Origin of the sequence: Clostridium sp. M62/1, from assembly GCF_020736365.1 — a bacterium.
In the GTDB taxonomy this organism is placed as follows: Bacteria; Bacillota; Clostridia; order Lachnospirales; family Lachnospiraceae; genus Otoolea; species Otoolea saccharolyticum_A.
Window position 1 is genome coordinate 3,517,356 of the sequence record NZ_CP085988.1, and the last position, 15,329, is coordinate 3,532,684.

The 15,329-nt window shown below is 51.0% G+C and carries 13 protein-coding genes and 2 pseudogenes; 9 read left to right on the forward strand and 6 right to left on the reverse strand.

Going from position 1 to position 15,329, the window contains the following annotated elements:
• Positions 1 to 241: 241 nt before the first annotated feature.
• The 9 genes from LK436_RS16325 (at position 242) to LK436_RS16365 (ending at position 9,279) form a co-directional block, all read left to right on the forward strand.
• Positions 242 to 823, forward strand: coding sequence for a biotin transporter BioY (locus tag LK436_RS16325; RefSeq protein ID WP_008397321.1), 582 nt, complete (start codon positions 242 to 244; stop codon positions 821 to 823).
• Positions 824 to 839: 16 nt separating this feature from the next.
• Positions 840 to 1,868: a biotin synthase BioB gene (gene bioB / locus LK436_RS16330; protein ID WP_008397320.1), complete on the forward strand. Its 1,029-nt coding sequence runs from the start codon at positions 840 to 842 to the stop codon at positions 1,866 to 1,868.
• The gene (gene bioD, locus LK436_RS16335) at positions 1,852 to 2,613 is read left to right on the forward strand and encodes a dethiobiotin synthase (RefSeq protein ID WP_008397318.1); all 762 of its coding nucleotides are present in this window, start codon (positions 1,852 to 1,854) and stop codon (positions 2,611 to 2,613) included. Before bioB ends, bioD begins: the two co-directional genes overlap by 17 nt.
• Before the next feature lie 84 nt (positions 2,614 to 2,697).
• On the forward strand, positions 2,698 to 3,894 hold the full coding sequence (gene bioA / locus LK436_RS16340; protein WP_044931107.1) for an adenosylmethionine--8-amino-7-oxononanoate transaminase: 1,197 nt from the start codon (positions 2,698 to 2,700) through the stop codon (positions 3,892 to 3,894).
• A 123-nt stretch (positions 3,895 to 4,017) separates the two neighbouring features.
• A complete protein-coding gene (locus LK436_RS16345) occupies positions 4,018 to 4,401 on the forward strand; it encodes a hypothetical protein (protein ID WP_044931106.1) in 384 nt (127 codons plus the stop codon).
• Positions 4,385 to 5,923 carry an LTA synthase family protein gene (locus LK436_RS16350; protein ID WP_008397314.1) on the forward strand — a complete coding sequence of 513 codons (1,539 nt, stop codon included), beginning with the start codon at positions 4,385 to 4,387 and terminating at the stop codon, positions 5,921 to 5,923. Before LK436_RS16345 ends, LK436_RS16350 begins: the two co-directional genes overlap by 17 nt.
• Before the next feature lie 140 nt (positions 5,924 to 6,063).
• Entirely contained in the window at positions 6,064 to 7,188 is a 1,125-nt protein-coding gene (gene gltS, locus LK436_RS16355) for a sodium/glutamate symporter (protein WP_044931104.1), read from the forward strand.
• A 216-nt stretch (positions 7,189 to 7,404) separates the two neighbouring features.
• A complete protein-coding gene (locus LK436_RS16360) occupies positions 7,405 to 8,139 on the forward strand; it encodes a DUF5714 domain-containing protein (protein WP_044931102.1) in 735 nt (244 codons plus the stop codon).
• A 63-nt stretch (positions 8,140 to 8,202) separates the two neighbouring features.
• Positions 8,203 to 9,279 carry a tetratricopeptide repeat protein gene (locus tag LK436_RS16365; protein ID WP_008397310.1) on the forward strand — a complete coding sequence of 359 codons (1,077 nt, stop codon included), beginning with the start codon at positions 8,203 to 8,205 and terminating at the stop codon, positions 9,277 to 9,279.
• Positions 9,280 to 9,308: 29 nt separating this feature from the next.
• On the opposite strand, the pseudogene LK436_RS16370 reads toward LK436_RS16365, so the two are convergent.
• The 6 genes and pseudogenes from LK436_RS16370 to LK436_RS16395 form a co-directional block, all read right to left on the reverse strand.
• Positions 9,309 to 9,767: pseudogene (locus LK436_RS16370) on the reverse strand (divergent PAP2 family protein).
• Positions 9,768 to 9,809: 42 nt separating this feature from the next.
• Positions 9,810 to 10,328 carry an HD domain-containing protein gene (locus tag LK436_RS16375; RefSeq protein ID WP_008397307.1) on the reverse strand — a complete coding sequence of 173 codons (519 nt, stop codon included), beginning with the start codon at positions 10,326 to 10,328 and terminating at the stop codon, positions 9,810 to 9,812.
• A 220-nt stretch (positions 10,329 to 10,548) separates the two neighbouring features.
• On the reverse strand, positions 10,549 to 11,994 hold the full coding sequence (glgA, locus tag LK436_RS16380; protein WP_015573244.1) for a glycogen synthase GlgA: 1,446 nt from the start codon (positions 11,992 to 11,994) through the stop codon (positions 10,549 to 10,551).
• 185 nt (positions 11,995 to 12,179) lie between these two features.
• Positions 12,180 to 12,986, reverse strand: coding sequence for a sporulation transcription factor Spo0A (spo0A, locus tag LK436_RS16385; protein WP_008397304.1), 807 nt, complete (start codon positions 12,984 to 12,986; stop codon positions 12,180 to 12,182).
• 217 nt (positions 12,987 to 13,203) lie between these two features.
• Positions 13,204 to 13,779: pseudogene (locus LK436_RS16390) on the reverse strand (polysaccharide deacetylase family protein); the annotation flags it as partial.
• A gap of 123 nt (positions 13,780 to 13,902) precedes the next feature.
• Positions 13,903 to 15,324: a uracil-xanthine permease family protein gene (locus tag LK436_RS16395; RefSeq protein WP_015573243.1), complete on the reverse strand. Its 1,422-nt coding sequence runs from the start codon at positions 15,322 to 15,324 to the stop codon at positions 13,903 to 13,905.
• Between the last annotated feature and the right edge of the window lie 5 nt (positions 15,325 to 15,329).

Below are 15,329 nucleotides of genomic sequence, written 5' to 3' on the forward strand. Positions count from 1 at the left end.
ATTATTAGCACTGTCAATAGTCGAGTGCTAATTTTTTGTGAAAATTCTGTGTCTTTTTTGTAAAATCCCTGTAATCTTAAAATATTATCTGTCTTAAGCAGCCTATAGCCGCGCTATTTTTTCCCATACCTCCCTTTCCCTGAGTGATTTTTAATTGTAAACTATTTTTATTATATAGTTGACAATTATTCTTTTTCCAGATATACTACCTTTACATTTCAACACAGCAAAGGAGAAAACTATGTTTCAGAATGATCTTCAAATGTCCCGAAGACAGGGCTCCAGAGCCCTGAGGCTTACCCTGTGCGCCCTGTTCACAGCGCTGATCTCTGCGGGAGCTTTTATCAGGATACCTGTACCGGTTGTCCCTTTTACTCTCCAGCTTTTATTCACCATGCTTGCAGGCCTGCTTCTGGGCGGAAGAGACGGGGCCTTCTGTGTGGGGGCCTATATCCTTTTAGGTCTTATGGGGCTCCCTATTTTCGCCGAGGGAGGAGGAATCTGGTATCTTGGAAAGCCCAGCTTCGGCTATCTGATCGGCTTCTTCCTCGCCAGTTATGTGACCGGAAAACTGGCCTGGAGCCGGAAAATCCCTTCCCTCCGTTTCATCCTCTTATGTAACTTTGCAGGCCTTTTTATCGTCTACGGAATCGGCATGCTGTATTACTATCTCATTTCCAACTATGTTATACAGACGCCCATTGGCCTTTGGCCCCTGTTCCTCTACTGTTTCATCCTGGCCGTTCCCGGAGATATTTGCCTGTGTATTCTGGCCGCAGTCCTCTATTTCCGCCTGAGGCCGCTGTTTTTGTCAACTTTTTAGAATGTGAGGTAAAACTATGAATTCTGCTGAAAACAAAAATACCAAAAGCATCTCATCCCCCTGCGGCAGTTCTTTCCTGAACTCTGCCAAAAGGCGGGTGCTTGACGGAGAACTTCTCTCCCGGGAGGATGCAGTTTTGCTGGCAGACGAGCCTCTTTTTGAGCTGTGCCAGGCTGCCGATGAAATACGCTCCCATTTCTGCGGAAATAACTTTGATCTGTGCTCCATTGTAAACGGAAAGTGCGGGCGCTGTTCGGAGGACTGCAGATACTGCGCCCAGAGTGTCCATTATCATACCTCCTGCACGGAGGAATATCCCCTCCTCTCATCAGAAGAGCTGGTAAGACAGGCCCGGTTCAATGCCGCCCACGGAGTCCTACGCTATTCTATAGTTACTTCCGGTAAGCGGCTCTCCGATGCCGAGATCGACAATGTCTGCGGAAGCATACGCCAGATCAGACGGCAGACCAATATCCGCGTCTGTGTTTCCTTCGGGCTTTTAAATGAGGCTCAGTTTACAAAGCTTCGCCTGGCAGGCGTTTCCCGCGTTCACTGCAATCTGGAGTCCTCTGAGCGTTTTTTTCCCTCTGTCTGCACCACCCACACCTGGCAGGAAAAAACAGAGACACTGAAGGCGGCCAGGAGGGCCGGCCTTGAACTATGTTCCGGGGGAATCATAGGATTGGGGGAAACCATGGAGGATCGGATCGATATGGTTCTCTCGATCCGCAGCCTTGGCGTAAAATCTGTTCCGGTCAATCTGTTAAATCCGATCCCGGGAACTCCTTTTGCCCACAATCCCGTTCTCAGCAATGATGAGCTGAGGCGCACCGTCGCCATCTTTCGCTTTCTCATCCCGGACGGTTCCATCCGTCTGGCTGGCGGACGGGGGCTTCTCGCCGACAAGGGAGAGGCATGCTTCCAGAGCGGAGCCAATGCCGCCATCAGCGGGGATATGCTCACCACCTCCGGATATTCCTTTGAGACAGACAGAGAACTGATCCGCCGTCTTGGCTATGAGGTGAGAGATGAAAGGCAGATTTAACACAAAAACAGCAGAAAAGCAAAATACAGAAAGACAAAACAATACAGCATGTATCCCTTCCGGGCGTTCCCTCTTCGTCACCGGAACGGGAACGGATGTGGGAAAAACCTATGTAACGGCCCTGATTGTAAAAAAGCTCCGGCAGCTGGGCAGACATGCGGCCTATTTTAAAGCCGCGGTCAGCGGAAACGAAAGAAAAGACGGCCTTCTGATTCCGGGAGACGCTGCATTTGTAAAGGAGTTTTCCGGCATCAGCCAGCCGCTTGAGACCATGTGCCCCTACGTCTATGAGCAGGCCTTTTCTCCCCATCTGGCTGCCCGCCTTGAGGGAAATCCTCTGGTTCTCCCGAATGTGAAGGCGCAGTTTTCCTCTCTCCTTTCCTCCTTTGACTGCGTCACCGTGGAAGGAGCCGGAGGAATCCTCTGCCCCCTTCGCTTTGACAGCCAGAAAATATTTCTGGAGGATCTGATTAAGGCTCTGAACCTGCCCTGCATCCTTGTGGCCGACGCAGGCCTTGGAACCATCAACGCAGCGGGACTGACTGCTTTCTATCTGAAGCAGCACAAAATTCCTGTAAAGGGAATCATTCTGAACCGGTTTCACCCGGGAGACGTGATGGAGGAGGATAACCGAAGGATGTGCGAAGCTGTCACCGGGCTTCCCGTTCTGGCCTGTGTAAAGCCCGGCGATACAGAGCTTTCCATAGAACCAGAGGTACTGCTTTCCCTGTACGAGAAATCCTGACAGAGCCTGCCTGCCGCTGTCCGCTCTGTCGCCATGCCATCAATTTATAATCTTTTATACTTTCCAAATAAGGAGGAAAAACTTATGATCTGGTATCCATACCAGCAGATGAAAACCATGAAGCCGCCCTATTCCATCGTCGATGCCGAAGGCGTCTATCTCTATACGGAGGACGCCCGCTTAATTGACTCGGTATCTTCCTGGTGGAGCGTGATACATGGCTATAAGCATCCGGTTCTCACAGAAGCCATTAAATCTCAGGCCGACCATTTTTCTCATGTGATGCTGGGAGGCCTGACCCACGAACCGGCAGAACGGCTTGCCGCCAGACTCCGCCAGTGGCTTCCCGGAGACCTGAACTACTGTTTCTTTTCCGACTCCGGCAGTGTGGGAGTGGAGGTGGCGCTGAAAATGGCTTTTCAGTATTATGTAAATAAAGGAGAGGAAGGACGGACGAAGGTTCTCTCCCTGACTCACTCCTACCACGGAGATACCTTTAAGGCCATGGAGGTCGGTGACGATGAGGATTACCACTTTGCATTTAAAAAGAAAGAAAACGTCATCCATATCCCTACCAGAATCCAGGACCTGGAGGATGCCTTCCTCCGCTTCCACAGAGAACTTTACTGCTTTATCGTGGAGCCGCTTCTGCAGGGTGCAGGCGGAATGAGAATGTACGATATCTCCTTCCTGGAAAAGGCCAGAGAGCTCTGTGATACGTATGGGGTGCTCCTCATTTTTGACGAGGTGGCCACCGGATTTGGACGGACCGGGCATCGGTTTGTATCTGATCTGGTCTGCCCGGACATCTTGGTTCTGGGAAAAGCTCTCACCGGAGGCTATATCGGCCATGCCGTTACCGTGGCCGGCGCAAAAGTATACCAGGGCTTTTACGGGGATGATCCGGCTCTTGCGCTGATGCACGGCCCCACCTTTATGGGAAATGCCCTCGCCTGCCGCGCAGCTTTAGCCTCCATAGAACTGTTTGAATCAGGAAACTATATGGAGAAAATTGCCCATATTGAGGAAGTATCCAGAAGAGAGCTCAAAGACTTATCCTCCCCTCTGATTCGCGAAATCCGGATCATGGGGGGCTGTACCTGTGTGGAGACCGTCTCTCCGGACGTCCTTGACGGCTTTCAGGAATTCGCGTATCAGCACGGAGTATTCAGCCGGCCATTCCTCAGCTATATGTATACAATGGTGCCTTATATAATAGAAGATTCCCAGCTGATACAGATTTTTGACACAATGAAGGAGTGGTTTTCCAGGTTTCATTAATAAACAGGCGAAAAACCTTTGCTTTCCCCTGTTTTCTCCATTGATAAACCCTTCATTTTCCGCTATAATCATGTCGTATTATGTCAAATCAGAGTAAAACGACGGTAAAATGGAGGAATTGAAGTGTTTTCATTTATTTATCTGTTTTGTCCGCCCGCCCTTGCTCTTCTCATCTATGAACGGATGGAGTTCAAGCGGGCGGCTTTTGTCTGCGAAAACAGAAGGCGTGAGGGAAGCCCGGAGTGGCTGGTAAACCTTCTGCTCAAGTATCTTGCCTTTACAGGGGTGGTAAACGCCGCGGCCATGGCCGTGGGCTCCATCTTTATCCCCATTAACCGGATGGCTTCCGGCGGACGCTTCGGCGACAATATTCTGTCTGTCCGCTATCTGATAACGGCCTGCATAACGGCCATCGTCCTGGCCGTGGCCGCCAAGGTTGTGTCTTTTAATTTAAGTATCAGCGTAGAGCAGAAGAAGAGGGTGGATAAAAATGAGAGTGAGAGCTAAAAAACTGAGTCTGTCCTTCCTGTGCTTTTTCACCCTCCTGTGCTACTTTTCTGCCTGGTGGGCGGTGAGAACCTACGGCAGCATCAGCATGGAGGAAATTGTTTTCCACCTGAATGTCCCCCTGGACGGGGTCAACACAGAGTACATATTTAGCTATCTGAAAACTGCTCTGCTGCCGGCTCTGGTGGTTTTTGTCATCGCTGCTGCCGTATTCGGAAGATGCTGCCTGTATCTGCGCCGCAAAAAAACCTACACCTGCCTGGACATCCGCTTCGGACAGAAACGGTGGCTTCTGGAGCTGACTGACCGGGCCTTTTCCAGGGCCATGGCTCTGCTTCTCGTGTTCGGCCTCGTATTCATGGCTGCCGGCACAGACAGTATGCTGAACATCGGAGATTATCTCTACAACCAGTTTCACAAGAGCTCCTTTATCGAGGAGCAGTATGTAAAACCGGAATCCTCCCTGCTGTCCTTCCCGGAAAAGAAGCGAAATCTCGTCTACATTTATCTGGAATCCATGGAGAAGACCTTTGAGGACAGAGAAAACGGCGGAAACATGGAAGAAAATGCCATACCGGAGCTGACAGAACTGGCAAAGCAGAATGTGACCTTTCAGCTCGGTCCGGACGGCAGCCAGGGCATCCTTCCCCTGACCTCCACCTGGACCATCGCCGCCATGGTTGCCCAGACCTCGGGACTTCCCCTGAAGATTCCCGTGGAGAAAAATTCCATGAGCAAATATGGCTCCTTTCTTCCCGGGGCAGTCACCCTGGGGGAGGTGCTGGAAGATGCCGGCTACCGGAACATGCTGATGGTGGGCTCCTACGCCAGCTTTGCCGGAAGAGATCAGTATTTTAAGGATCACGGCAGCTATGAAATCTGGGATTTCGGCACTGCCAAGCGGCTTGACAAGGTTCCCGACGACTACGATATAGGCTGGTGGGGAATTGAGGATGAAAAGCTCTTTGAATATGCAAAGGAGGAGCTCTCCAAGCTTGCCGCCGGTTCACAGCCCTTTAACTTTACCATGCTGACGGTGGATACCCACAATCCCAACGGCTACATATGCCGCCTCTGCGATGACGAGTTTGAAGACCAGTACAGCAACGTCCTCCACTGTTCCAGCCGCCAGACCGTACAGTTTGTCCAGTGGATCATGGAGCAGCCCTGGTATGAGAACACCACCGTTGTCGTTACCGGCGATCACGCCACCATGGTTTCCGGCTACGCCCCCGACGACGGCTCCTATGACAGAGGCGTATACTACTGCTTTATCAACCCGGCCGCCGTTCCCGCTGACAGGAATCACACAGCCTGCACCATGGATCTCTTTCCAACGACGCTGGCTGCCATGGGTGTGGAAATTGAGGGCGACCGGCTGGGGCTTGGCACAAACCTGTTTTCTGAGCGCGGCACCATCGTGGATGAGTTCGGGCAGGAGGAGGTCATCTCCCAGCTCAACATGAAGTCAGAATTTTACGACAGCGTTCTTCTGTACGGAGAGGAAGCGGAAGAGAAATAGAGAATCCTGTAAGGACAGAAAAAGGTAATTTTTTTATCTCCCGCAATTTGCGAAGCAAAAAAATTACCTTTTTCTTATTTTTCCGTATTCTTTTCTGTCCTGTTTAGTTCAGCCACTCGCCCAGCTTATGTCCGCCGGCGGTGAGCCCGGATCTTCTCCGGAACGTACGCCTCTCTTTTTCCTCCTGGATCCCGGCTCCGGTGGCCGGCGGACTTGTTTTCGCTCTTCTTCATCTGGCTCTTCACAGCGCCGGTATTCTGGAGTTCGCTTTCGATACGACCATTCAGACTATTCTGATGACCGTATTCTTCTGCAGCGTCGGTTTTACCGCCTGCTTCCGTCTCCTGAAGAAGGGCGGCATCCAGGTATTTATTTTCCTGGCGCTCTCCATTTTAATGTGTGTTATTCAGGATGCAGTCGGAAGCGGTCTGGCAGCTGCCTTCGGTCTGGATCCGCTCCTTGGACTGTGCATGGGCTCCATCCCGTTAGTAGGCGGTCACGGAACATCCGGCTCCTTCGGTCCTCTTCTTGAGGAAACCTACGGTGTTTCCGGTGCTCTCACCGTCGCATTGGCGGCAGCTACATATGGACTTGTATCTGGAAGTATGATGGGCGGCCCGATTGCCCGCCGCAGAGTTGAAAAACTTCATCTGAAATCCACAGCAGCTGAAGAGGGAAATGCGCAGGCTGACACAGCTGTCGCTATCGACAGCCAGAAGTTCACAACCGCAGCTGTTTTCTTAGCCATCGCTATCGGCGTCGGCACCCTGATCATGAGCGGCTTTGACATGGTTCACATTACCATGCCGGCTTATATCGGAGCCATGCTCTGTGCAGCCGCCATCAGAAATATCTGGGATGTTTCCGGCCATGATCTTCCGATGGATGAGATCGATACTCTGGGAGGCCTTTCCCTGAACCTTTACCTGGCCATGGCCATGATGAACCTCTGCCTGTGGCAGCTGGCTGCTCTGGCTCTTCCGATGATTGTCATCCTTCTGGTTCAGACATTCATCATGTTCCTGTACGCAAACTTCGTTATCTTCAATATCATGGGACGCGACTACGAGGCAGCGGCTATGACCAGCGCTTTCTGCGGTTTCGGTATGGGCGCTACGCCTAACGCTATGGCTAACATGAAAGCCCTTGCAGAGCACTATGGCCCTGCGCCGCGCGCATTCTTCATCGTGCCGTTAGTAGGAAGCCTTTTCATCGACTTCTGCAACTCCATGGTTCTGACCACATTCATGAACGTTCTGCACTAGCAGGCGGATCAAATTTTCTGAACATGAACATGCCGGGACACCGGCGGCCGCTATACGGCCGCCGGTGTCCCCTTTTTTCCCTGCTACTGCATTTTCCCGTCTCCCTGCCCATATTGTCTGCAACCATATTCTGTAACAGTTTAGCCATATTGCCAGTTCCTATTGACTTTTCCTCTTTTTCCATCCAAAATAGTAAAAAAACAGGAGATTTTTAAAATGAAAGCATCAGACAACACGTCCCACACACCATCCGGGTGCCTGATTTGCGGCGCCCCTCTGGTATATACCCGGCAGATGGAGCCGGTTGAGTGCGTCCTCTGCCACGGCCATTTCCTATCCAATGCGCGCTGCGAAAACGGACACTACATCTGCGACTCCTGCCACGAGAAGGACGCTCTGCAGGTCATCTACAGTTTCTGTCTTCACACAAAGCAGAAAAATCCTGTAGCTATTATGCAGGAGCTGATCCGCTTCCCCCAGATCCATATGCATGGGCCGGAACATCATGTCCTGGTAGGCTCTGCTCTGCTGGCAGCCTGCAAAAACTGCGGGGCAGGCTTTGAACTGGAGCCTGCTCTCCTTGCCATGCGTGAGCGCGGTTCACAGGTTCCCGGCGGAATCTGCGGCCAGTGGGGCTCCTGCGGAGCCGGCATAAGCGCAGGCATCACTGTGAGCATCCTGACAGAGGCCACCCCCCTGTCAGGCCGTGAATGGGGCCTGGCCAACCAGATGACGGCCAGGTGCCTCTCCGCTATCGGAGCCATCGGAGGTCCCCGGTGCTGCAAGCGGGATTCCTATACGGCGCTGATAACAGCCGCAGAATTCATCCGTGAACATTTCCACATCGATCTGGAGGCGCCGGAGTCCATTATCTGTCACATGTCTGGCAGAAATGAACAGTGCCTTGGGGCGTCCTGCCCCTATAACAGCCAACGAACAGGGGAAAACTGAGCTGCCTGAAGGGACTGCCCGGAGACTCTTCCTCTGAAATGAACGAAAAGGTGGTATTTGTCAATGAAAAAACAGGAAAACGGCGGCGGGAAACAGAAAGAGGCCCCAGCAGCAAATAAAGAAAAAAAAGGAAAGAAGACACGCCCAGCAAAAAAGCCCTCCTCCCTGCTGTCTAAAAAGGATATTAAGACCCTGGAGGGCTTCTGTGAGGGCACTCAGGGATATTTTGGGAAAATGCTGGAATATCTGGAGAATTTTATCGAGAAAGGAATTGAAAGCGGCCGTTTTACAGAGGAGGAGGCGCGCGCTGATCTGGAGATTGCTCTCTGGTACGCCTATGCCTGCAACAATCTCGACGACTACGAGCACTATTACATGGCGGCCCAGTGGATGCCCTCCTCAGAGCAAAACGCAGCCGGCTGCGGAGCCTGGTATTACCGCTACTCCTGTTGCCTGATGTACTGCGGGCGCCTGGAGGAGGCCCTGGGCATTTCTGAAAAGGGCGTCCTGGAGGATCCCAAGTATCCCTGGGGATTTCTTCAGCTTGCCAAGCTGAGATGCCACTTTGGCCGTAAGAAGGAGGCTCTGGAAGCCGTCCGGCAGGGGCTTCTCCTGGAGCCTGGAGACTACGAATTCCTCACTCTGCTAAGAGAGATACAGGAGGGCCGTTCCCTGGAGGAAATGGAGTTTCACTACATTGATCCTGCGTGTGATCAGGATCTCCAGAACGGGCTTATGGATGACGATTATTTTAAAAAGCTCTCTGTGGCTGGGATTGTCTGCGACAAAAAAGCCCTGGCCCAGATAAAGGAGCTGTTCTCTCCTGCCGGATGGAAGGCGGACTGTCCCTACTGCAGCTTTCGGTACTGGTCAGATGCCCAGGAGATCAACTGCGTATTCCGCATGAACGAGGCAGCTCTCTCCAAAATGGATCTGACCTGGCTGGCTGCCCAGAAGCGCCAGCTTGACGAGGGACGCTATCCGGCCAGCATGGAATGGGAGGGGGAGGAATACCTGCTTTCCTCCGTCATCTTTGATATAGACTGCAGTATGCTGCTGGCCTATGCCGGAGCGGAAAACGGCCGTGAGCTCCTTTTTAAAGTGAGGGAGAGCGAAAATGAGGCGGGGCTTATGAGTTAGACCCATAAGCTCCCGCCTTTTGCGCCTTTTTAATAGAACTGGTTCATAAATACTGCAATCGCGATTCCCAGCACAGCTCCTGCGAACACCTGGAGAGGCGTATGCCCCACATACTCCTTGAGCTTTTCCTGGAGCACCACAGAATCCAGCTTCAGAAGATTTTCAAACAGCAGGCTGTTGAGTACCTTTGCCTACTTTCCTGTTTCCTGGCGGACGCCGATGGCATCATACATCACCACCATGGCGAACAGAAAGCTGATGGCAAACTCAAAGCTGCCGAAGCCATAGCAGTAGGCAGAGGCAGTCGTCAGCGCGCACACCGTTGAGGAATGGGAGCTGGGCATTCCCCCTGAGCCCGTCAGTCTCTCCGGGTTAAAAGACCTGTTCAGGGCAATGTCAATAATTGTCTTTAATACCTGAGCCACGATCCAGCCGATCACACCGCTCATCAATACCTGGTTTCCCGTTATTTCCTGATAAATTGTCATTCCTGTCTCCTGTTCACTTGTCTAAAAATGCTAAAGGCTCTGTCATGCGGCCTTCAGAGCAGCTCCCAGCTTTTTTCTCACCGACAGCCAGATTTCTTCCAGACTGCACAGCTTGTCGGCATATATGACAACATAGCCCTCCCTGTATTTGGGAGGCAGAGGTGTAAGGGGCCACATATGGCGCAGAATCAGATTTCTCTCCCTCTCTGTCAATGAAAAATATTTCTCAGCATTCTCAAGAGCTGTCCTGGGATGGGTGAAGCCATGAAAATGTTCTCCGGTCTCCCTTCCATGAACATGCCAGTCATAGAGAAACAGATCGTGAAGCAGGCCTCCTCTGGCCGCCTCACAGAAGTGAAGCCCCTTTCTTCTGCAGATCAGATAACTCATGTACGAAACACGCAGACAGTGCTCCAGACACGTTGTCCCTCCATGCTGGATATACTGATCCATGGACTGAAACGCAGGATGCTCTAAAATGTCCCTCACACATTCCAGATACCCCTGATCCCTGTACCATTCTCTCAGCTGCTCTCCTGCGAAACGCCCTGTGCGCCTCATTTTCTCTTTCCTTCCTTTCCTGACTGCCGACCAATTCCCCTCCCTGGGGCTGCAGCCCAGCCTGGGCAGCTATGTCCTTTCCGGGTGACGGCTTTCGCCGGGGATACTGAAACCTGTGCCCCCGGCGAATTCTCTGATGCTCTATCCATTTGCTTCTCTGCCCGTATTGTAGCAGAAATTATATCATCTGTCCACTGTAAATCAAAGGACGTTTTCCTGTTTAGTAGCCGATCAGCCAGTCATAGAGTTCCTGATACTTGAGAGCTGATGTTTTCCAGGAGAAATCAACTGCCATGCCCCTGTCAATAATCTTGTTCCACTCGCGTTTTCTGTTGTAATACACATGCTTTGCATAGCGGATGGTATCCAACATCTCATGGGCATTATAGTTGGCAAAGGAAAAACCGGTTCCTGTTCCCTCGTACTCATTGTAGGGCCACACGGTATCCTTAAGTCCTCCTGTTTCCCTGACAATGGGCACCGTGCCGTAGCGCAGAGCCATAAGCTGGCTTAAACCGCAGGGCTCGAAAAGGGACGGCATCAGGAAGGCGTCGCAGGACGCATAGATACGGTGTGACATCTCCTCAGAATAATAGATATTGGCGGAGACGCGTCCATTGTACTTCCAGTCGTAGTGGCGGAACATATTCTCATATTTCTCGTCCCCTGTTCCCAGCACGACAAGCTGCACATCATCTGTACAGATCTCATCCATCACGCACTGAATCAGGTCGAAGCCTTTCTGGTCTGTCAGACGGGATACCACGCCTATCATAAATTTTTTATCATCCTGCTCAAGTCCCAGCTGCTGCTGCAGCGCTCTCTTATTTTTAATCTTTTCCTTACGGAAGGTTTTCGCATTGTAATTCTGGACAATCATCGGATCTGTCTCCGGATTGAAATCGTCGTAGTCAATGCCGTTCACAATGCCCCGCAGGCTGTTTGCCCTGGCCCGCATCAGACCGTCAAGCCCTTCTCCGTAGAACGGGGTTTTGATCTCCTCTGCATAGGTATTGCTTACGGTGGTGATGGCATCTGCATAGACGAGACCGCCCTTTAACATATTTCCGTCCTTGTACGCTTCCAGCTTGTCAGGAGTGAAGTAATAATCCGGGAGACCGGACAGCCGCTGGATCGTCTTGACATCCCAGACACCCTGGAATTTCAGGTTGTGAATAGTCATAACAGACTTCATATTCCTGAAAAATTCGCCCTCATGGAATTTATCCTTTAAGAATACAGGGATCAGGCCGGTCTGCCAGTCATGACAGTGCACCACATCCGGCTGGAAACCGATCACCGGCAGACTTGAGAGGGCGGCTCTTGAGAAAAATGCAAATTTTTCCAGATCGCAGTACCAGTCGCCGTAAGGCCTGGAGCCGCAGAAATAGCTCTCATTGTCAATAAAATAGAAGGTGATTCCTTCATAGACATACTCAAGAATCCCTACATAGCGGCTCTGTCCCAGATAGTCCATATAGAAATGGTTCAGATATTTCATGTCATTTCGGAAAGATTCCTTGATACAGAGATATTTGGGAATCATAACCCTTACATCAAAATACTGCTTGTCAAAGCATTTCGGAAGAGAGCCGACTACGTCCGCCAGACCCCCTGTCTTGATAAAAGGAACCGCTTCTGAAGCTATAAAAAGAATTTTTTTCATCCTGCTACCTCCCATTCATCTCATTGCCGGACAAATCCCCAATTTGAGCCCCCTTGTCCAGATATACTGCTATTATACAATAGATTTATACATTTAGAAAGGTAGTATTATGATTTTTTGTCTGATTCTTTCTGAAACAGGCCTGCAGCTCTCCTCTCAAAGCTGCCGTCCTGCCCGCCTTCTGACTACGAGATCCGCTTGTAATCGAGCCGGATTTTATCGGCAATCAGCGCAATAAATTCGGAATTTGTCGGCTTTCCCTTCCCGGTGCTTACAGTATAGCCGAACAGATCATTGATGGTATCCATCTCCCCTCTGTTCCATGCTACTTCGATGGCATGGCGGATGGCTCTCTCTACACGGCTCGGCGTGGTCGCATGCTTCTTTGCAATGGTCGGATACAGGATCTTCGTGACAGAAGCTAACATCTCCTGATCCTTCACTGAAATGATAATGGCATCCCGCAGATACTGATACCCTTTAATGTGGGCGGGGATACCGATTTCGTGGAGCATCTGGGTTACGTCGTTTTCCAGATTCTGCTCCATGTACTCCGCCTTATTGACATAAGGCTTCACTTTTCTGCTTCCCGACAGCATTGTCGTTTTATTCTTATATCCCGTCAGCCTTCGCAGCTTATCGAGTATGATCTCTTTTGTAAACGGTTTCATGATATAGTAGCTGGCGCCCAGCTTGAACGCCTCCGCTGTCAGATTTTCACTGCCTGCGGCTGTTACCATGATAAAGGATGTGCTGTCCTTCATCTCCGTATTGCTCTTGATTTTCTCCATGACAGATATTCCGTCCATTCCCGGCATGACAATATCCATTAATACGACATCTGGTCTGGTCTTCAAAATCATGTTGTACGCTTCGTTGCCATTATCCGCCTTTCCGACGATATGGTAATCCTTTTCTCCCTCCAGTATTTCGCCAAGCAGCTCCAAAGTCTGCCTGTTATCATCCGCAATCGCAATGTTTAATTCTGCCATGCTTCATACTCCTCCTAACTTTTTCTCCGTAACGATTATAAGCTTGTAAAAACTGCCCTTGCAATGATATTAAGACGCAAATTTCGACAGCTCTACCCGTATCTCATGTTCCTTTCCTCCTCCCGTTTCGGCAGCTCTCCCGCAAAAGCCTGCCTCTGTTCTCAGGGCAGGCCGTGTGAAAGCTCCTTTTTTTCCTATTGTATCTGTTTCCGGCTTCTCAATGCTGTGCTGTTTCGTCCGAAATCTGCCTTCCCTCGTGATTTATGTGAAAATTGTCCTTTTTAATCAGCTCTGAAATAGGAACCAGCTCATATCCCTTGCTTTGAAGTCCTGTGATCACTGCCTCCAGTGCCTGAGGTGTATATTTTGCCCCATTGTGCATAAGGATAATGGAGCCGTTTCCCAGGTGTTTGTGATTTACTACCTTATCTACGATGGAGTCTGCACCGTAGTCCTTCCAGTCCAGACTGTCAATATCCCACTGTACGGGGTAATAGCCCATGGAATCAGCAACAGCAACTACCTCGTTGTCGTAATCCCCGTAGGGCGGCCGAAACAGTGTCATATCTGTCCCTGTAAGTTCCTTCACCCGGTCATGCACCTTCTGAATTTCACTCTGAATCTCTGTCTCGCTTAACTGGCTCATGTTTTTGTGGTTTTCACTGTGGTTTCCAAGGTCATGGCCCTGGCTGGCTATGTACTTTACATCCTCCGGAAATTTTTCTACCCATCCCCCTGTCATAAAGAACGTAACCTTCACATTGTGCTTTGCCAGAATGTCCATTATCTGTCTGGTATCCTCGTTTCCCCATGGAAGCGGTTACCTGCGGCAGTCCTGTAACCGCAAAAAGCCCCGCCAGAAAGCGGTTTGTCCGCTCCCTGACGGGGCTTTATCTTTCGTATGGCTATTCTGTTTTTACTTTCTGTCTGTCTGCGTTTCAGCCTCCCCCTTCTCATTTGGAAGGAGCACATTCAGCAGAATGGCAACCAGAGCCGCCGGCACAATTCCAGAGCCTCCAAAAATAAGCTGCACTCCCTGGGGAAGATGGGAGAGCACCCCGCTGTTGGCTCCGATGCCATATCCGAGTCCAAGAGCCACAGATACAATCGTAATGCTCCTTGGCGTTAAAGGCTTCTTTGTGATAAGCTGAATTCCGCTCATGACAATGGATGAGAACATCATGACGGCTGCCCCGCCCAGCACGCTCTGAGGCATAATGGAAATCAGGGCCGCAAGCTTTGGGAGAAGCCCGCACAGAATCAGGAAAACAGCTCCTGTGGCAAGGGCAAAGCGGTTTACGATCTTTGTCATGGTCACAAGCCCCACATTCTGGCTGAAGGAGGTGTTGGGAAGAACGCCGAAGAGAGCTGCAAAAGCGGAGCCAAGGCCATCACAGATAATTCCGCCGGACAGCTCTGTGTCTGTGGCCTCGCGGCCCATTCCTCCCTCTGTCACGCCGGAGATGTCTCCCACTGTCTCAACTGCCGTCACGATAAACATAATCATCACCGGAATTACGGCACGCCAGTCAAACACAGGCTTAACAGGCATGAGCCTGGGGATGGACACCCAGCCGGCCTCAGCTACCTTGTCCCAGTTGAGAACCCAGGCCTTCGTGTACTCCACGCCCTCAGCCGTGACACCGACAGTTGGAAGCATAAGTCCCATAATCGCTGATGCAACATAGCCCACGATGATTCCGATCAGAATGGAAGAGGAGCTTGTCATGCCCTTTGTCCCATGCTTTAAAACAATAATCACAACTAAAACCAGGGTTCCGAGAAAGAGGTTTTCAAGGCTTCCAAAATCCGGCGCCTTATCCCCTCCTCCAAAAGAATTGACGCCTACAGCTATCAGGGACAGTCCGATGGAGAGCACGACGGTTCCCGTCACCAGTGCCGGGAAAAACCGGCGAAGAGGCTTCAGGAAAAAACCCAGGATTCCCTCGAAAATTCCGCCCAGAATCGAGGCCATCATGATCGCCCCATAGGAGAGAATTCCTCCTCCCATCACACCCACGACGCTGTTAAATACGCCGATAAAGCCGGAGCTGGTTCCCATGATAATTGGAACTTTTCCGCCCACCGGGCCGATGGCATAGAGCTGAACCAGTGTCACGATTCCCGCCACCAGCATGGCATTCTGAAGCAGATCCACCTGAAGGCCGGCAAATTCCTGCGTATTGGCCAGGCCGCAGGCACCTGTGATAATCAGAAGAGGGGTAAGGTTTCCGACAAACATTGCCAGTACGTGCTGAAGTCCGAGAGGAATTGCTTTTCTGAGGGGAAGCTTCCCATAAAAGTCATACTCAGCTCCCTTTGTTTCCTTTTCACTCATTCTCA